Source organism: Curtobacterium sp. WHRI 8282, assembly GCF_040223925.2.
GTDB lineage: Bacteria > Actinomycetota > Actinomycetes > Actinomycetales > Microbacteriaceae > Curtobacterium > Curtobacterium flaccumfaciens.
Genome location: NZ_JBEHCD020000001.1, coordinates 653730 through 670489, shown reverse-complemented (window position 1 = coordinate 670489; position 16760 = coordinate 653730). Strand labels below are relative to the sequence as shown.

Sequence of the window (16760 nt, the reverse complement as noted above, 5' to 3'; positions counted from 1 at the left end):
CCCCAGACCGGCGACGCTCGGCCGACCCCCCTCCGGCCGAGCGTCGCCACCCCAGCAAGACCAGCAAGACCAGCAAGACCCCCGCCCCACCCCGACCTCCCGGAGCAGAGCCCATGAGCCAGACCGCAGCGATCCCGCTCAGCGGCATGCTCGACCGCCCGGTCCTCCGGGGCCGTCAGGTCACCCGCTCCGAGACGGTCCTCGCTTGGTCGGTCGCCGCGATCGCCGCACTGCTGCTCACCGCCGCCGTCCTGTTCCTCTCCGCCGGCGGGCGCTGGTTCGTCGTCGAGACCCCCTCGATGGGCGAAGCCGCCCCGGTCGGCACCCTCGTGCTCGACCTGCCGGTGGACGTCGCCACGCTCAGCGTGGGCGACATCGTCTCGTTCGAGACCTCCGCCAACCCGGACGTCGTCTACACGCACCGCATCGTCTCGATCGACGCGGACGGCGGGATCCACACCCGCGGTGACGTCAACGGCGCGACGGACCCGTGGACGCTCACCCAGGCCGACGTGATCGGCACCCCCGCGCTCCTGGTCCCGCGCATCGGCTGGCTGCTCCGTGCCGCCCCGATCCTGCTCATCGGCACGCTGATCATCCTGACCCTGACCAGCGCGTTCACCGACCGGGTGACCCGTTCCTGCCTGCGGATCGCGGGCAGCGCCCTCACCGTCTCGTACGCGGCGTTCGTGTTCAAGCCGTTCGTCAACGTGACGACGATCACGAACACCTCGAGCCCGGCCGGCGTCGAGGCCACCGTGATCTCGTCGGGGATCTTCCCGGTCCGCGTCGACGCCCACGGCGGCAACAGCGTCCACCTGGTCGACGGCGAGATGGGCCGGGTCGTCATCCACGAGCTGACGAAGAACGGGCACTACCAGCTCATGTCGAACATCGACCTCGACCCCCTGGGTTGGGTCGCACTGATCGCCGTGTGCCTCGTGCCGCTCGTGGCGTGCCTGGCGGTCGGCCGCGTCGAGGCGGTGCGTCCCTCGTGATCCTCCGCCGCCTGCGCGACGGTCGCGTCGTCGCCGTTCTCCTCGTGGTCGCCCTGGCCGTCGTCGTCCTGCTGAACCAGTTCGCCCCGACCCGCTCGGCGTACACCGCCCGCGTGACCAACAGCGCGAACACGGCGGCGACCGCCCCGTACTTCACGTGCACGGGCGCCGTCGGCGCGGACACCGTGAACGCCTTGTTCGCCTACCGCCTGACCGAGGCTTCTGGCTCGAAGACGGCCACCGACTGGTCGGGTCGTGCTGCGAACGGCACCTACCAGGGCGCCATGACCGCGACCACGCCGAGCCCGAACGCCTGCCCGCGTGACAGCGGGAGCGCCTACGCGCTCAACGGGTCCACGAGCTACGTCTCCACCCCGCGCTCGTACGCCAACCCCACGACCTTCAGCGAGGAGGTCTGGTTCCGCACCACGGTCGCCGGCGGCATGCTCATCGGCTTCGGCAGCAGCCAGACCGGAGCGTCGAGCCAGCACGACCGGAAACTCTACGTGACCACCAGCGGCCAGCTCGCGTTCGGCACGTTCAGCGGCACCACGCAGGTCCTCACCTCGCCGAAGGCCTACACCGACGGCGCCTGGCACCACACCGTCGCCACGATGTCGCCCACCAACGGCATGCGCCTGTACGTCGACGGCACGCTCGTCGCGTCGAACGCGGCCTTCAAGAGCCCCGAGAACTTCACCGGGTACTTCCGCGTCGGCTACGACGTCGTCAGCGGGTGGCCGGGTTCCACGAACAACCCGTACTTCACCGGGTCGATGCGGTACGCCGCCGTCTACGGCACCGAACTGACGGCCAGTCAGGTCGCCGCGCACGCGGCCGCCGGTTCCTGACGCACTGACTGCCGGCCTGGAGGCGCGTGGCCGTGCCCGCCACGGGCCTCCAGTCCGTCCCCTGGTCACGTCGACGACGTGGGCCGGGTTGGCGGACCGGGCCCACCAACCCGCGGATTCGGGCCGACGAATCCCGCTGATCAGGCCTTTTCGTGCCCCGGGCCGTGCCAGGATCGTCAGGTCCTGAGACGTCGGAGTCTCCATCCGACCGTCTCGAAAGGCGCCACCCCATGTCCTTCTGGGCCCTCTTCCTCATCGCGCTCGGCGTCTCCGCGGACGCCTTCGCCGTGGCCCTCGGCAAGGGCCTGCACATGAAGCGCTTCGACGTGCGGCACGCGATCGTGATCGCGCTCACGTTCGGGGTGTTCCAGGCGGTGATGCCGTTGCTCGGCTGGCTGCTCGGGTCGGCGTTCGCGCAGTACATCGCGGCCTTCGACCACTGGGTCGCGTTCGGGCTGCTCGCGCTGATCGGCGGGAAGATGCTGTGGGAGGCGTTCTCGAAGCACGAGGACACCGAGCAGGACACCGATCGGCTGCCGATCCGGGAGCTCCTCGTGCTGGCGGTGGCGACCAGCATCGATGCCCTGGCGGTCGGCGTCACCCTGGCGTTCCTGCCCGTCTCGATCGGCGGCGCGGTGCTGCTCATCGGGATCACGACCGCGGTGCTGTCGTTCGTCGGGGTCCTGGTCGGTCGCCGTGTCGGTGCCCGCTTCGGCAAGCCGGCGGAGATCGCGGGCGGTGTCGTCCTGATCCTGATCGGTCTGAACATCGTGCTGGAGCACACCGGCGTCATCGGCTGAGGCCGCGGTCAGAACCGACACCGGACGAACGGGAGGCCCGTGGCGAGCTGCCACGGGCCTCCGGTCTGGTGCTGGTGGGCGTCAGTACCCGCCCGTGGTGCTGGTCGGGGTGTTCGCGAGGACCGTGACCACGAAGATGATCCAGAAGATGCCGAACACGAGCGACAGGGCGCTGATGATGACGCCGGCGAGGGCCAGGCCGCGGCCGCGCTCTCCGGTCTTCTTGATCTGCGAGAGCGCGATGATGGACACCACGAGGCCGGCGATGTTCACCACGAAGGCCAGGACGAACCCGACGATCGCCATGACGTTGAAGCGGTCGGACGAGGGCTGCATCGGAGCGCCGTAGGGCTGTCCGCCAGCTGCGTAGGGGTTCGGGTTCTGCTGGTTGTACTGGGGCGTGCCGTCACTCATGGCGCCGCGTCCTCTCTGATCAGGGGGATGTCTACACAGGAAACGTACAGGACCAACGGGCCGCGATGTGCGGTGGGATCATCGGAGCATGGGATGGCTGCGCCGACACCTGCTGCACGGCGGCCGGTACGACGAGCGGGACCGACGTGACCAGCTCCGGCGGTACGTGATCCGCGGCGACCGGCTGGTCGCGTTCCTCACCGAGCACGACGACCCCCACGTCGTCCGGGTGCAGGAGCGTGTGGACCATGCGCGTGGGCTGCTCGAGCACGGCTGGGACCGTGACGACCTGCTGACGGTCGCCGCGCCGGTGCGGGCACCGTGGCCGAACGGCAAGGGGCGTGATGCGGGGGCACCTGCTCCGGAGTACGCCGACCGGGCGGACGGGCTGATCGGGGACCTGAACGCCGTGGCGCTCGAGCTGCGGGCCGTCGCCGAGGTCTGATGCGGCACTGACCGGCAGGGCAGCACCCCTCAGATGTCGAGCACCCCGTCCACCGCGTCCGCTCGGTCGGCGATGTGCCCGCTGTCGATGTCCTCGTCCAGGTGCACGCCGACGTACGGCCGGTCCTGCACGTGCCCGGCATCGTCGAACACCCGGTAGCGCCGACGGAGCCGCAGGTACGGCACGGCGCTGTGCTCGAACGACACCACGACCTCGGTCGCGGGCCACTCCCCCTCGACGGTGACCTCGACGGCCCGGTAGGCACTCGCCGACCGGCGGGGCTCGGGGTGGTCGCGGGTCCACCGGATGTCGGGCTGGTCGAGTGCCTCGAACACGCCCACGAGGTCCGCGACCGCGCGCTCCCGTGCGGCAGCGTCCAGGTCGTGCAGCGGCCAGCGCGCGCCCTCGACGTCGGTCACGTCGAACCGCTCCGTCCACGGTGCGAGGGCCGTTTCCTGTCGGTCCTGCTCGTCCTCCCACGACGTCTCGTCCTCGTCGATCGCGGGGCGGGACGGCAGGTCCCCCGTGGTCACGGTGGCGGGCAGGCCACCGGTCACGTCGAGGTCGACCTCGCGGGAGACGTAGACGACGTTCCGGAACACGGACGCGTCGGGCTCCAGTCGCGGACCGGTCGGTGCGTACCGGATGGTGAGGACCGAGCCGGTACGGCGGACGTCCTCGACCAGGTGGTCGACGGCGATCGTCGTCCGGCTGCCGTCGGTCCGCACGAGCACGAGGTCGGTCGGCGGGGTCGGCAGGGGTGGCGCGGGAACGGCCGGTGCTCCCGACCGACGAGGGAAGTCGTCCTCGTCGTCGTCGGCGTCGGATCCGGCACCCCAGGAGTAGCGGGGGCCGTCATCGTCCGCGTCGTCGTCGTCCAGCAGCTCGGGGTCGTCGTCCTCCGGCTCCTCGCCGGCCGCCAGCGTCGCGGCCCACTCCTCCGGCGACGGCCAGAACGGCTCCGACGGCGCCCACGGCAGGGTCTTCGGGTCGACGCCGTCGAGCGGGTCGTCCGAGTCCCCGTCGTCGTCCTCCGGACCCTCGAGGCCCTCGTCCTCGGAGTCCTCGTCCTCGTCCTCACCCATCCACATCGACGCGTCACGCGGGTCGCCGATCCACAGCCCCTCGACGTCCGCCCCGAGCACGCGTCGATCACCGAGGTCGACCGTGCACGTCACCCCGGTCGGCGTGACGTGCACGGCGGTCCGGGACATCTCGTCGAGGTCGTCGCCCACTTCCTCGAGCGATCCGTAGACGACCCAGGCGCCCCCGTCGGTCGCGAGGACCCCGACCTCGTCGACCGCACCGTCCGGCAACGGGGCGTCCGGCCACGTCACCCACCGCACGTCGTCGCCCGTGACGACCGCCGCGACCGGTCGCGTGGCGTCCGGCACGATCGTCGCGTCACCGACGCCGACGGCGTCGATGGGCTCGAGGAAGCTGCTCATGCAGCGACCGTACCGCGGCCCTGTGGCCGGCCCGTGAACAGCCGGGAGGCCCGTGGCGGGCCCGCACCGCGCCTCCCGTCCGCTCGTTCCCGGTCCACCTGCCGGACCCGCCGCAGCCGTCGGGCGCATGATGGGCGGATGGCACGCATCCTCGTCACCGGATCCACCGACGGCCTCGGGCGGGGAACCGCCGACTCGCTGCTCCGCAGCGGACACGACGTCGTCGTCCACGCGCGCAACCGGGCCCGCGCCGAGGCGGTCGCCGACCTGGTGGAGCGCGGCGCCGAACTCGTCGTCGCCGACCTGGCGGACCGCGACGCCGTGATCGCCACCGCCCGGGAGCTCGACGCCGGCACCCCGCTCGACGCCTTCGTGCACAACGCCGGCGTGATCTCCGGCCGTTCCCTGGTGCCCGTGAACGTCGTGGCGCCGTACCTGTTCACCGCGTTGCTCCGCTCGCCGGGGCGGCACGTGTACCTGAGCAGCGGGATGCACCGGGGCGGCCGTCCGCGCCTGGACACCGTCGACTGGACCGGCGCTTCGGAGACGAACTCGTACTCCGACACGAAGCTGTTCGTGACGGCGCTCGCCGCCGAGGTGCCGCTCCGACGCCCGGGCGTGCTGAGCAACGCCGTCGACCCGGGCTGGGTGGCGACCAAGATGGGCGGGGCCGGCGCTCCGGACGACTTCGAACTCGGACACCGCACGCAGGAGACGCTCGCGACCGACCCGGACCAAACCGTGACGGGTGGTTACTGGTTCCACGGGGAGCGGCAGGAGCCGCACCCGGCGGTCGCCGACCAGCGGTTCCGCACCGAACTGCTCGACGCGCTGGCGACGGCCACCGGCGTCACGCTCTGAGTCGCTGACGGACCGGCGCGACCGGTCGGGTGCTCCTGCGAAGGCGTTCGTGGCGTCCGGACCAGGATGGGCTCGACGCGAAGAACGGAGGACCCGGTGACCCTCGGCCTGCACAACGGAACGAGTGGGTGGCAGCGTGTGCGACGGCACGGCCTGCTCCTCGCGAACGTCGCCGTCTTCGTCGTGTGCTTCGTCGGCATGGTGTTCGCCGGGTGGCGGGTGTCCGCGGCGGACGCACTCCAGCACGGTGAGGCGGCCGTGTCGCTCTGGGGCTTCCTGACGAGCGGCGACTTCGCCGAGGCCACCTTCGAGAACTGGGAGAGCGAATTCCTGCAGATGGGCGCGTACATCGTGTTCACGGTGTTCCTGTTCCAGAAGGGGTCGAGCGAGTCCGAGCCCCTGGATCAACAGAGCCCGCAGGACGAGGACCCCCGGGAGCACGCCGACGACCCGAAGGCCCCGTGGCCGGTGCGCCGGGGCGGGATCGTGCTCGTGCTGTACGAGAACTCCCTGCTGATCCTGTTCGCGGTGCTGTTCCTCGGCAGTGTCGTGGGGCACCTGATCGGTGGTGCGGCGGCCTACAACGAGGAGCAGCTCGAACACGGCGGCGATGTCGTCACGGCGTGGGGCTACCTGGGCACGAGCCAGTTCTGGTTCGAGTCGATGCAGAACTGGCAGTCGGAGTTCCTGGTCATCTCGGTGATGGTGATCGCCACCGTGTCCCTGCGGCAACGAGGGTCGAGCCAGTCGAAGCCCGTGGCCGCGCCGACGGAGCAGACCGGCGCCTGAGCGGACCCGGCTGACGACGATCGCGGGGTTTCCCCACCGACCACGGGGGGCAGCACCGGTGTGCGGGCGGACCCCCGCGGCGAGGCTGGTGTCGGGCAATAAGCTCGTCACCGACACGAAGAGGTCCGCATGTACACCGCCGTCGCCACCCCGGGCGCACCCACCACCGTCCCCCGGTTCCGACCGTTCCGAGCCGTCGCCGACGGCAGCACCTGGCGGGCCTTCGCGTTCCACGCCGCGCACCTGCCGATCGCGATCGCCGCGCTGGCCTGGTTCGTCGTGGTGCTGGCCGTCGGCATCCCGGTGTCGCTGACCTGGGTCGGCCTGGTCGTCGCCGCGTTCCTGCTCGGTGGGTCGCACTGGTTCGCCGCGGTCACCCGCCGGATGTCCGCCGCGCTGCTCGGGCAGGTCGTCGTCGCCCCGGCACCGCCCCGTGCAGGTTCGACGCCGCTCGGCACCGCGTTCGCCCGGCTGTCGGACGGCCCCACCTGGCGGGCGTTCGCGTACCTGCTCGCGGGGTTCGTGCTGACCACCACCACGTTCGCCGTCTCGACCGCTGTGCTCGTGAGCGGTCTGGGCGCGATGACCCACGCGGCGTGGGGGCACTTCCTGCCGGCGCAGCGGGGCGCGGACGGCGAGCTCCACAGCGGTGCGCAGTTCCTCGGCGTGTACGTCGACACCCCGCCGCTGCAGGTCGCGTTCGCGGTGCTCGGCCTGCTCATCGTGCTGTTCCTCTGGCCCGCGGTGAACCACGGGCTCGCTGCACTGCAGCGTGTGGTCATCCGCGCCCTGCTCGGTGCCACCGCCCGTGACCTGCGGCTCCGCCAGGTCACGGCCTCGCGCGACGCCGCCGTGCTCGACGCCGACACCACCCTGCGCCGCATCGAGCGGGAGCTGCACGACGGTACCCAGGCCCGGCTCGTCGGCCTGGCGATGACCCTGGGCGACGCCCGCGACCGCCTGCAGACCGGCGCCGACCCGGACGCGGTCACCGCGCTGGTCGACCGGGCACACGCGTCGACGAAAGAGGCGCTGGTCGAGCTCCGCGCCCTGGCTCGCGGCATCCACCCGCCCGTCCTCGACGAGGGGCTCGAGGCCGCGCTGACCTCGGCGTGCTCCCGGACCCCGTTCCCCGTCGCGCTGTCGGTGGACCTGCCCGTCCGGCCGTCCCGCGTCGTCGAGGGGATCGCGTACTTCGGGGTGCTCGAGCTGCTGACGAACGTGTCGAAGCACGCCGGAGCCTCGGCCACCGCCGTCCGGGTCGGCATGCTCGGCACCGACCTGCTCGTCGAGGTGGAGGACGACGGCCACGGCGGGGCACACGTCGCGCTCGGCACCCCCGACGGTCACGGCACCGGCCTGGCCGGGGTGCTCGAACGGCTGCGCGCCGTGGACGGGGACCTGCAGGTGGACAGCCCCGCCGGCGGCCCGACCCGCATCCGGATGCGCATGCCGAGCGGAGCCGAACGGTGAGGATCGTCGTCGCCGACGACAACACGATCGTGCGCGAGGGGCTGACGTCCCTGTTGCGTGGTCGCGGGCACGAGGTCGTGCCGGTGTCGGACGGCGACGCCGCGGTGGCCGCGGTCGCGCACGGCGCGGTCGACGTCGTGGTGATGGACATCCGGATGCCGCCGACGCACACCGACGAGGGCGTCCGTGCGGCCATGCGGGTGAAGGACGTCCGGCCCGACGTCGGGGTGCTCCTGTTCTCGCAGTACGCCGAGGCGCAGTGGGCTCGGGCGCTGCTCGACGTCGCCACCGTCGGGGTCGGGTACCTGCTGAAGGACCAGGTCGCCGAGGTCGGCACCTTCATCGACTCACTGCACCAGGTCGCCGCGGGCAACGTCGTGCTCGACCCCGAGGTGGCTGCCGCACTGGTCCAGGCGCCGCGTGCCACGAGCGGTCCGCTCGACTCGCTCACCGCCCGCGAGACCGACGTGCTGCGCCTGATGGCCGAGGGTCGGTCGAACGCCGCGATCGCGGACACGCTGTTCCTGTCCGGCGGGACCGTCGAGAAGCACGTCACCGCGGTCTTCACCAAGCTCGGGCTCGAGGCGACGCCGAACGAGAACCGGCGGGTCCTCGCGGTCCTGCGGTTCCTGGCGGACTGAGCGGGGCCCTGGACGGGCCGACGGACCGGACGGGAGGCCCGCGGCCAGCCCGCCGCGGGCCTCCCGTCCGGTCCGCACCACGCTGGTGCGGTAGGTTCCTGCGGAACGCAGTCCGCACGTGAGAGGGGGCGCCCGATGGCGCAGGGGCACCGCTCTCCGCCCACGATGAGCGACGTCGCCGCCGTGGCGGGTGTCTCGAAGAAGACCGTCTCGAACGTGCTGTCCGGCTACGAACACGTCTCCGTCCGCACCCGCGACCGTGTGATGGCTGCCGTCGACGAGCTCGGCTACGAGCTCAACGTCTCGGCCCGGAACTTCCGCGCCGGACGCTCCAAGGTGCTCGGGCTCGCGGTGCCGGAACTGCGGCAGGCGTACTTCGCCGAACTCGCCGACGCCGTCATCCGCGCTGCCGGAGCCGTGGGCTACACGGTGCTCATCGAGCAGACCGCGAGCGGCGTGCGCGAGGCGGACGCGATCACGCGGATGCGCGAGCACTCCATCGACGGCATCATCTACAGCCCCCTGACGGTCCGTCCGAGCGACGCCGCCGCGCTCGAGGTGAAGTTCCCCCTGGTCGTGCTCGGTGAGCCGATCCCGGACGCCCCCGTGCCGTTCATCGCCATGTCGAACGCGGACGCGCTGCGGGACGCGACCGCGCACCTGCTCGACGCCGGTCGGCGGTCGATCGCGTTCATCGGCTCCGACCCGTCGGGCCCCGTGCGCACGGCCCAGGAGCGACTGCGGGGCTACCGCGAGGCGCTCGACGACCACGGCGTGCCGTTCGCACCCGAGCGGGTGGTGCCGACCGCGCTGTGGCACCGGGCCGAGGGGGCGGCGGCTGCACGGCAACTCCTCGACGCCGGCGTGCCGGTCGACGGGATCGTCTGCTGCAACGACGCGCTGGCGCTCGGGGCGATGAGTGCCCTGCAGCTCGCTGGCCGGACCGTGCCGGACGACGTCGCGGTCGTCGGGTTCGACGACATCGAGGAGTCGGCGTACTCGACCCCGGCGCTGACCACGGTGTCGGCCGACCTGGACCGCGTCGCGGCGACGGCTGTCGGGGTGCTCGTCGCCCAGCTCGAGGAGGGCGCCCCGGCGACACCGGGGGTGCTGCGCTCGCCGCACGCACTCGTCGTCCGGGCGTCGTCCGGACCGTTGCGCTCGGTCTCTGCCTGACCCGGTGACCTCGGGTGCTCCCCGACCCCTTGACCGGGTGGTCGAGCACCGGCTACTGTCCACATTTACACCGGTGTAAATCCGGCATGGACGAGGTCCGCACACCGACGTGCCGGACGGATGGCAGGTTTTCGATGAAGAAGCACATCGCGGTCGTCGCGCTCGCAGCAGCGGCGTCGCTCTCCCTCGCCGGGTGCGCCGGCTCCCCCGGGTCGTCGGGTGACGGCGGCCACGTCGACCTGACGTTCTGGCACGGCTACACCGAGGCCGACGGCAAGGTCCTGGACGGCATCGTCAAGGACTTCAACGCCTCGCAGGACAAGGTCACCATCACGACCCAGACGAAGACCTGGGCCGTGATCGACGACACGATGCTCCCCGCCCTGTCCGCGAAGAAGGGCCCGGACCTCGTCGCGATGACCTCCGACCGGCTGCCGGTCTACGCGCAGAAGAAGGCGCTGGTCGACCTCAGCGACTTCTACGCCGACGACGCCAACAACACCGGGGACCTGAAGGAACAGGCCGTCGCGATGGAGCGGGTCGACGGCAAGGAGTACGGGGTGCCGAGCGGGTTCGTCCCGCTCTCCGTGATCTACAACAAGAAGCTGTTCGCAGCGGCCGGCATCGACTCCTTCCCGACCACCTGGGACGAGTGGGTCGCCGACGCGAAGAAGCTCACGAAGGACGAGAACGGCGACGGCACCCCCGAGCAGTACGGGCTCGTGCTGCCGGACCACCAGACCGTCGGCAACGGCATCTGGCCGAGCCTGTTCGCCGGCAACGGCGGATCGATCACGAACGAGGCGGGCACGAAGTCCACCATCGACTCCGCCGCGAACGCCGAGACGCTCGAGTACTGGGCGAAGGCGGTGCGCGACGACAAGATCTCGCCGACCGGTGTCGACGGCATCGCCGCGGACAAGCTCTTCACGGCCGGAAAGACCGCCATGGAGATCGGCGGCCCCTGGATGGCCGGCGTCGCCGAGGCCTCGGACATCGACTACGGCATCGCCGCGATCCCGGCGGGCCCCGAAGCGCAGGTGGCCTCGGCCATCGGCATCTCGCTCGGTGTCACGGCCCAGACCGACGACGCGAAGCAGGCCGCGGCCGAGCGGTTCCTGCGCTACTTCAACAAGCAGTCCGTCGCGACGAAGTGGGCCCTCGGGTCCGGCTGGCCGCCGCTCCGCACCGACGTCACCGCCGCGGACGTCGACGAGAACCCGACCGTCGCGACGCTCACCGGGCTGCCGGGCACCACGATCCCGCTCCTGCCCGGCGTGGTCGACAGCGCTGACGTGCTCACCGCCGTGGACACCGCGACCCAGAAGGCGATGGCGGGCGGGGACCCCGGATCGCTCCTCGCCACCGCCGACGCCGACGTGCAGTCGGCCCTGAAGTAGCAGCAGCGGCCCTCGGAGGACCCTCGTGACCACGCAGCAACTCGGCCGACGCCGTCGGTACCGACCACCGGGCCAGCTCGGCGGACGATCGCCCCTGAACGGCACGTTCCGCCGCCGCGCCACCATCGTCGGGTTCCTCGCACCCGCGATCGTCATCCTCGGGGCGTTCGTGCTCTGGCCGATGCTCTCGGCGCTCCGGCTGTCGTTCACCGACGCCAGCGGGTTCGGCGACCCGTCGTTCATCGGGTTCGCGAACTACGTCCGGGTCTTCACCGACCCCGACGTCCTGCGGTCCATCGGCAACACCGCGCTCTACTCGGTGCTCTTCACCCCCGTCGCGATCGTCGTCGCCCTGGTGCTCGCCCTCGTGCTGAACCACCCGGCCCTGCCGTTCCGCGGGTTCTTCCGGTCGGCGTTGTTCCTGCCGTTCATCGTGTCCCTGGCCGTCGCCGCGTTCGCGTGGTCGTACCTGCTCGACCCGCAGATCGGCCTGCTGAACCACTGGCTGCAGCTCGTCGGCATCCGGCTCGGCAACGTGCTGCAGGACCCGACGCTCGCGATGCCCACCGTGGTGCTCGTGGCCGTGTGGAAGAACTTCGGCTTCTACATGGTGATCTTCCTGGCCGGGCTGCAGGAGATCCCCACCAGCCTGTACGAGGCAGCACAGCTCGACGGGGCGAACGGCCGCCAGCGGTTCGCGAACGTCACCTTCCCGATGCTGAGCAACACGATGGCGTTCGTCGTGATCGTCGCCCTCATCGCCGCGCTGCAGGCGTTCGACCAGATCTACGTCCTGACCGGCGGTGGTCCGTACCGGTCGACCGAGACGATCGTCATGCAGATCTACCAGTCCGGCTTCAAGGACCTCGACCTCGGGTTCGCGAGCGCCCTGGCGTACGTGCTCCTCATCGCGACCCTGCTGCTCAGCCTCGTGCAGTTCCTGTTCTTCGGGAAGCGCGGAGAGGACACCGCATCATGACCGCACTCCCCCGTCCCGCGACCGTCGTCCGACGCAGCACCGTGGCCCGTCGACAGCCGTCGATGCGCTGGCTCGGCTTCGCAGCCGTGGCCGTCGTGACCCTGGCGGTCCTGCTCCCCGTGCTCGTGATCGTGTTCACCGCGTTCAAGCCGGCGAGCGAGGTCAACGCCTATCCGCCGACGCTGTTCCCGCACACCTGGACGCTCGACAACTTCCGGGCGATCTTCACGCAGCTGCCGTTCGGGCGGCTCATCCTGAACAGCTTCGCCTTCGCCGGCGGTGTGACGGTGTTCGCGCTGGCGTTCGACGCGCTCGCCGCCTACGCCCTGGCACGGCTCGACTTCCGGGGCAGCAAGGTGCTGCTCATCGTGATCGTCGCCAGCCTGATGATCCCGTTCCAGGCGACGCTCATCCCGATCTACCAACTGGTGTCCGACCTCGGGTGGGTGAACACGTTCGCGGGGCTCATTGCTCCTCGGGCGGCCGACGCCTTCGGGATCTTCTTCCTGCGGCAGTTCTTCGTGTCGCTCCCCCGCGACCTGGACAACGCGGCGCGGATCGACGGGGCATCGGAGTGGCGGATCTTCCGGAGCGTCGTCCTGCCGAACGCCGTCCCCGCCCTGCTCACCCTCGGCATCTTCACCTTCGTCAACAACTGGAACGACCTGCTCTGGCCGCTGGTGTTCACCACCGACCAGGACATGGGGACCATCACGTCCGGCCTCACCCTGCTGACCGGGCCCGGCGGGATCATCCCGCAGGGCGTGATGATGGCCGGTGCCCTGATCGCCGTGCTGCCCCTCGCCGTCATGTTCCTGCTCGTGCAACGCCGCTTCATCGAGAGCGTCGCCAGCACCGGGCTCAAGTGACGACGACACCGCACGAGCCCGGAGCGGCCGTGCCCACCACGAAACGAGACACCATGCACTGGTCCGACGACGGCAGGCTGCACTTCGCCCTGGGCATCGAGGACACCTTCGTCCCGCAGGCCCGACCGGGTGAACGGCCCATCGACGAGTACGAGCTCACCGACCACTACCGGCAGTACGCCGCCGACCTCGGGCTGGCGGTCGACGTCGGCGCCGAGCTCCTGCGCTGGGGCGTCCCCTGGTACCGCGTCGCCCCCGAGCCCGGCGTCTGGGACTGGTCGTGGGTCGACGGCGTCATGGCGCGGTTCCGCGAGACCGGCCTGCGGCCCGTGGTCGACCTGCTGCACTACGGCACACCGCTCTGGCTCGACGGGCAGTTCGCCCACCCCGACTACCCGGCGCACGTCACCGAGTACGCCGCCCGGTTCGCGGCGCGGTACGGCGACGTCGCCACCGACTACACGCCCGTCAACGAGCCCGTCATCCACGCCCTGTTCTCGGGTGAGTACGGGTACTGGCCCCCGTACCTGACCGGCGCCGAGGGGTCGGCCCGGATCGCGTCCGCCCTGGCCAAGGGGTTCGTCTCGACGCAGCACGCGATCACCCGCGAACTCGGCGACGCCGCCACCTTCGTGCACGTGGACGCCGGCATCCGGTACGTCGGCGACGTCGACGCCCCGGAACACCGCGACACGGTCGCCCGCCTGCGCGCCCAGACGTTCCTGGTCGAGGACCTGGTCACCGGGGGCGTCGACGACGCGCACCCCCTGGTCGGACGGCTCCGGTCGGGGGGCGTGACCGACGCCGATCTCGACTGGTTCCGGCAGCACGCGGTCCGGCCCGACGTGATGGGCGTCAACTACTACCCGCTGCACTCCACCGAGGTGTTCGAGGCGGGGGTGCACCACGGCGGCGGGTTCGCCGACCCGCGGCCCTACGAGGACACCGGCGTCGAGGGGCTCCGCGACGTGCTCACCACCTACGCCGAGCGCTACGGTGCCCCGGTCATGCTCACGGAGACGTGCGTCACCGGTTCGGTCGAGGAGCGCATCGGCTGGCTGGACGCGTCGGTCACGGCCGTGCGGGAGCTCCGCGACGAGGGGGTGCCGGTCGTCGGCTACACCTGGTGGCCGCTGTTCGACATGTACGAGTGGACCTGGCGGCACACGGACGCGCCTCGCCAGGAGCACCTGCTCACGATGGGCCTCTTCGACCTCGTCGAGGACGGCGCCGGCGGCCTCGACCGTCGTCGCAACCCGGTCGCCGACGCGTTCGCCGCGCACACGCGACAGGAACGGGCCGTGGCAGCGGCCCTGTCCGCGACCCCGTGACGGTCTGGAGGCGCGGGTCGGGTCGGTCCCGCGCCTCCAGTCCGCCTCCGCGCACCACCACTGCACCACCAACCGAACGGAGCACCATGTCCCTCCGCCTCGGCGCCGCTCCGGCGCCTCGTCGACGCCGAACGCTCGCGCTCGTCGTCACCGCTGCCGCCGCCGCGGCAGCCCTCGTCGCCGGCTTCGCCGGCCCCCTCCCCGCCCAGGCGGTCACGACCGGCAACGGAGCCCTCGTGTACTCGCCGGCAGCGGGTTCCTCGTTCAACCCCGAGGGCGGCCGCGCTGCCGGTACCACCTACGCGAAGAACATCGTCCTGAAGAACAGCGGATCGGCCAACGGCCAGCAGTTCGTCACCTTCGACCAGCTCGTGCTCGAGAACGGCGTGCAGGTCTACCCGATCTACCGGAGCACGGACAACGGCACCTCGTGGAGCCGCGTCGCCACGGTCAAGCCGAGCACGCAGTTCCCGACGCTCACCCGCACCGCGCAGCCCTCGCTGTACGAGACGCCGATCCAGCTCGGCACGATGCCGGCCGGCACGCTGCTGCTGAGCGGCATGATCATGCCCACCGACCGTTCGAGCAGCCGACTGGTCATGTACAAGAGCCTCGACCACGGGCTGACCTGGTCCTTCGTGAGCACCGTCGACACCGGCGGTCCGGCCACCTACGACCCGAGTCCGACCTCGACGACCTCGACGGTGTGGGAGCCGTCCGTCGCCGTCGATGCGAACGGCGGGCTGGTCACCTACTTCTCGGACGAGCGGCAGAAGGCGAACAACGTCCTGCAGGCCGTCAGCTACCGGCGCTCGACGGACGGCGGCCTGACCTGGGGCGGCCTGGTCAACGTGTCCGCACCGACCAACAAGAGCGACCGTCCGGGCATGATCACGGTGACGCGGATCCCGAACGGCAACTACGTGGCGACCTTCGAGGTCGTCAACCGGCCGAGCCAGACGAACAACACGGCACCGGTGTACTTCAAGACCTCACCGGACGGCCTGAACTGGAGCCCCGAGACGAGCATCGGCACCAAGATCGCGCTGCCGGACGGCCGTGGCGTCGGGTCGTCGCCCGAGGTGCGCTGGGTGCCGACCGCGGGCAACGCCAACGGCATGATCGTCGTCTCGTCCAAGTGGTCCCTCGACAGCGCGGGCAACATCGACGGTGGCCAGAACTTCGTCGTGAACCGCAACCAGGGCACGGGTTCGTGGGAGCAGCTCCCGTACGCGGTGACGTACGACGCGCGGGACGCCGAGGGCGGGACGTTCAGCGGCTTCGCCCAGGGCTTCGACTCAAGCGCCGACGGCAAGACGCTGTACCAGGCGACGAACGTCGAGAACCTCACCACCACGTACAACGACGTGCGGGTCGGGTCGATCCCGATCAACGCGCAGCGGTACGAGGCCGAGTCCGCGGTCCGGAACGACACGAGCACCGTCACCCAGGCCGACGCCGTCGGTGGCGCGAAGGTCGGGAACATCAACAACGCGACGAGTTCCGTGCAGTTCACGGTGCAGGCCGCGACCGCGGGGACGTACACGGTGAACGTCCGGTACGACAACGGCACGGGTGCGACGAGCACGCACGCACTCGCGGTCAACGGGACCTCGGCCGGTTCGGTCAGCTACGCGCCGACCGTCAACTGGGGCCGGTTCGGATGGGCGCAGAAGACGGTCACCCTGAAGGCCGGCGCGAACACGCTCACCTTCACCAAGGGGACCGGGTTCGCGGAGCTGGACCAGATCCAGGTGTTCCAACCCTGACGCCGCACCTGCGGCCCTGGTCGGGACCGGGAGGCGGACTGGAGGCCCGTGGCGGACCCGCCACGGGCCTCCCGTCCGTCCCGGTGTCGCGTCTCAGGCCGCGACCGGCTCCGCAGGCCGGTCACGCAGCGCCGGGCAGTGCTCGGCGGTGGGGTGCTCGGTGATCGCGATGACCTGGTCGAGCCGCCCCCGGACCGCCTCGAGCTCGGCCAGCTGCGCGGTGATCCGGTCCCGCTCCGCGATGAGCAGCGCGAACGACTCCGGCGTCGACTCCCCACGGTCGACGCAGGGCAGCAGCTGCACGATCGTGCGGCTCGCGAGCCCGGCGGCGAACAGCTGCTGCACGAGCTGGACCCGCTCGACGGCTGCGTCCGTGTAGATCCGCTGCCCGCTCGCGGTGCGCGACGCGGTGAGCAGTCCCTGCTCCTCGTAGTACCGCAGCGAGCGGACGCTGACGCCGGTCTCGGCCGCGAGGTCGCCGATGCGCATGTGTGCTCCGATCCGGGCTTGCCCCTG

17 protein-coding genes are annotated in these 16760 nt (G+C 71.1%); 14 read left to right on the top strand and 3 right to left on the bottom strand.

Features of this window, described 5'->3' with window-relative positions:
- Positions 1-113 precede the first annotated feature (113 nt).
- From ABRP24_RS03315 to ABRP24_RS03305, 3 genes are all read left to right on the top strand, one after another.
- On the top strand, positions 114-998 hold the full coding sequence (locus ABRP24_RS03315) for a S26 family signal peptidase (RefSeq protein WP_214522639.1): 885 nt from the start codon (positions 114-116) through the stop codon (positions 996-998).
- Positions 995-1849, top strand: a complete 855-nt coding sequence (locus tag ABRP24_RS03310) for a LamG domain-containing protein (RefSeq protein ID WP_214522638.1) — start codon at positions 995-997, stop codon at positions 1847-1849. The genes ABRP24_RS03315 and ABRP24_RS03310 overlap by 4 nt, the downstream gene beginning before the upstream one ends.
- A gap of 230 nt (positions 1850-2079) precedes the next feature.
- Positions 2080-2649 (top strand): manganese efflux pump MntP family protein, encoded by a 570-nt coding sequence (locus ABRP24_RS03305; protein WP_111056467.1) that lies wholly within the window; start codon positions 2080-2082, stop codon positions 2647-2649.
- Between the two features lie 81 nt (positions 2650-2730).
- On the opposite strand, the gene ABRP24_RS03300 is transcribed toward ABRP24_RS03305, so the two are convergent.
- Positions 2731-3063 (bottom strand): DUF4190 domain-containing protein, encoded by a 333-nt coding sequence (locus ABRP24_RS03300; protein WP_051597022.1) that lies wholly within the window; start codon positions 3061-3063, stop codon positions 2731-2733.
- 88 nt (positions 3064-3151) lie between these two features.
- Between ABRP24_RS03300 and ABRP24_RS03295 the strand changes: the two genes are divergently transcribed.
- Positions 3152-3508 (top strand): hypothetical protein, encoded by a 357-nt coding sequence (locus tag ABRP24_RS03295; protein ID WP_301628846.1) that lies wholly within the window; start codon positions 3152-3154, stop codon positions 3506-3508.
- Between the two features lie 29 nt (positions 3509-3537).
- Here ABRP24_RS03295 and ABRP24_RS03290 read toward each other — a convergent pair whose 3' ends face one another.
- On the bottom strand, positions 3538-4956 hold the full coding sequence (locus ABRP24_RS03290) for a hypothetical protein (RefSeq protein ID WP_301628844.1): 1419 nt from the start codon (positions 4954-4956) through the stop codon (positions 3538-3540).
- A gap of 138 nt (positions 4957-5094) precedes the next feature.
- Here ABRP24_RS03290 and ABRP24_RS03285 point away from each other — a divergent pair, with 138 nt between their 5' ends.
- The 10 genes from ABRP24_RS03285 to ABRP24_RS03240 all read left to right on the top strand — a co-directional run bounded on the left by ABRP24_RS03285 (position 5095) and on the right by ABRP24_RS03240 (position 16244).
- On the top strand, positions 5095-5817 hold the full coding sequence (locus ABRP24_RS03285; protein ID WP_349847604.1) for an SDR family NAD(P)-dependent oxidoreductase: 723 nt from the start codon (positions 5095-5097) through the stop codon (positions 5815-5817).
- Positions 5818-5913: 96 nt separating this feature from the next.
- Positions 5914-6606 (top strand): DUF6766 family protein, encoded by a 693-nt coding sequence (locus tag ABRP24_RS03280; protein ID WP_301628842.1) that lies wholly within the window; start codon positions 5914-5916, stop codon positions 6604-6606.
- Between the two features lie 129 nt (positions 6607-6735).
- Entirely contained in the window at positions 6736-8079 is a 1344-nt protein-coding gene (locus tag ABRP24_RS03275) for a sensor domain-containing protein (RefSeq protein WP_071248575.1), read from the top strand.
- Complete coding sequence (locus tag ABRP24_RS03270; RefSeq protein WP_071248572.1) at positions 8076-8720, top strand: response regulator transcription factor; 645 nt, start codon at positions 8076-8078, stop codon at positions 8718-8720. The genes ABRP24_RS03275 and ABRP24_RS03270 overlap by 4 nt, the downstream gene beginning before the upstream one ends.
- 165 nt (positions 8721-8885) lie before the next feature.
- Positions 8886-9896: a LacI family DNA-binding transcriptional regulator gene (locus ABRP24_RS03265; protein WP_111056473.1), complete on the top strand. Its 1011-nt coding sequence runs from the start codon at positions 8886-8888 to the stop codon at positions 9894-9896.
- A 134-nt stretch (positions 9897-10030) separates the two neighbouring features.
- The gene (locus ABRP24_RS03260; RefSeq protein WP_176709594.1) at positions 10031-11296 is read left to right on the top strand and encodes an ABC transporter substrate-binding protein; all 1266 of its coding nucleotides are present in this window, start codon (positions 10031-10033) and stop codon (positions 11294-11296) included.
- A gap of 25 nt (positions 11297-11321) precedes the next feature.
- Complete coding sequence (locus tag ABRP24_RS03255; protein WP_035809298.1) at positions 11322-12275, top strand: carbohydrate ABC transporter permease; 954 nt, start codon at positions 11322-11324, stop codon at positions 12273-12275.
- Positions 12272-13144, top strand: coding sequence for a carbohydrate ABC transporter permease (locus tag ABRP24_RS03250; protein WP_071404106.1), 873 nt, complete (start codon positions 12272-12274; stop codon positions 13142-13144). Before ABRP24_RS03255 ends, ABRP24_RS03250 begins: the two co-directional genes overlap by 4 nt.
- 53 nt (positions 13145-13197) lie before the next feature.
- Positions 13198-14475, top strand: coding sequence for a family 1 glycosylhydrolase (locus tag ABRP24_RS03245; protein ID WP_110865361.1), 1278 nt, complete (start codon positions 13198-13200; stop codon positions 14473-14475).
- 86 nt (positions 14476-14561) lie between these two features.
- Entirely contained in the window at positions 14562-16244 is a 1683-nt protein-coding gene (locus ABRP24_RS03240) for a CBM35 domain-containing protein (RefSeq protein WP_081827423.1), read from the top strand.
- 93 nt (positions 16245-16337) lie between these two features.
- Here ABRP24_RS03240 and ABRP24_RS03235 read toward each other — a convergent pair whose 3' ends face one another.
- On the bottom strand, positions 16338-16733 hold the full coding sequence (locus ABRP24_RS03235; protein WP_027466874.1) for a MerR family transcriptional regulator: 396 nt from the start codon (positions 16731-16733) through the stop codon (positions 16338-16340).
- Positions 16734-16760: the final 27 nt, after the last annotated feature.

What these genes read in the sequence shown, in the direction of transcription:
- ABRP24_RS03315 (WP_214522639.1), top strand. Translation starts at nt 114, where the DNA reads ATGAGCCAGACCGCAGCGATCCCGCTCAGCGGCATGCTCGACCGCCCG.
- ABRP24_RS03305 (WP_111056467.1), top strand. Translation starts at nt 2,080, where the DNA reads ATGTCCTTCTGGGCCCTCTTCCTCATCGCGCTCGGCGTCTCCGCGGAC.
- ABRP24_RS03300 (WP_051597022.1), bottom strand. Translation starts at nt 3,063, where the DNA reads ATGAGTGACGGCACGCCCCAGTACAACCAGCAGAACCCGAACCCCTAC.
- ABRP24_RS03295 (WP_301628846.1), top strand. Translation starts at nt 3,152, where the DNA reads ATGGGATGGCTGCGCCGACACCTGCTGCACGGCGGCCGGTACGACGAG.
- ABRP24_RS03290 (WP_301628844.1), bottom strand. Translation starts at nt 4,956, where the DNA reads ATGAGCAGCTTCCTCGAGCCCATCGACGCCGTCGGCGTCGGTGACGCG.
- ABRP24_RS03285 (WP_349847604.1), top strand. Translation starts at nt 5,095, where the DNA reads ATGGCACGCATCCTCGTCACCGGATCCACCGACGGCCTCGGGCGGGGA.
- ABRP24_RS03275 (WP_071248575.1), top strand. Translation starts at nt 6,736, where the DNA reads ATGTACACCGCCGTCGCCACCCCGGGCGCACCCACCACCGTCCCCCGG.
- ABRP24_RS03265 (WP_111056473.1), top strand. Translation starts at nt 8,886, where the DNA reads ATGAGCGACGTCGCCGCCGTGGCGGGTGTCTCGAAGAAGACCGTCTCG.
- ABRP24_RS03260 (WP_176709594.1), top strand. Translation starts at nt 10,031, where the DNA reads ATGAAGAAGCACATCGCGGTCGTCGCGCTCGCAGCAGCGGCGTCGCTC.
- ABRP24_RS03250 (WP_071404106.1), top strand. Translation starts at nt 12,272, where the DNA reads ATGACCGCACTCCCCCGTCCCGCGACCGTCGTCCGACGCAGCACCGTG.
- ABRP24_RS03245 (WP_110865361.1), top strand. Translation starts at nt 13,198, where the DNA reads ATGCACTGGTCCGACGACGGCAGGCTGCACTTCGCCCTGGGCATCGAG.
- ABRP24_RS03240 (WP_081827423.1), top strand. Translation starts at nt 14,562, where the DNA reads ATGTCCCTCCGCCTCGGCGCCGCTCCGGCGCCTCGTCGACGCCGAACG.
- ABRP24_RS03235 (WP_027466874.1), bottom strand. Translation starts at nt 16,733, where the DNA reads ATGCGCATCGGCGACCTCGCGGCCGAGACCGGCGTCAGCGTCCGCTCG.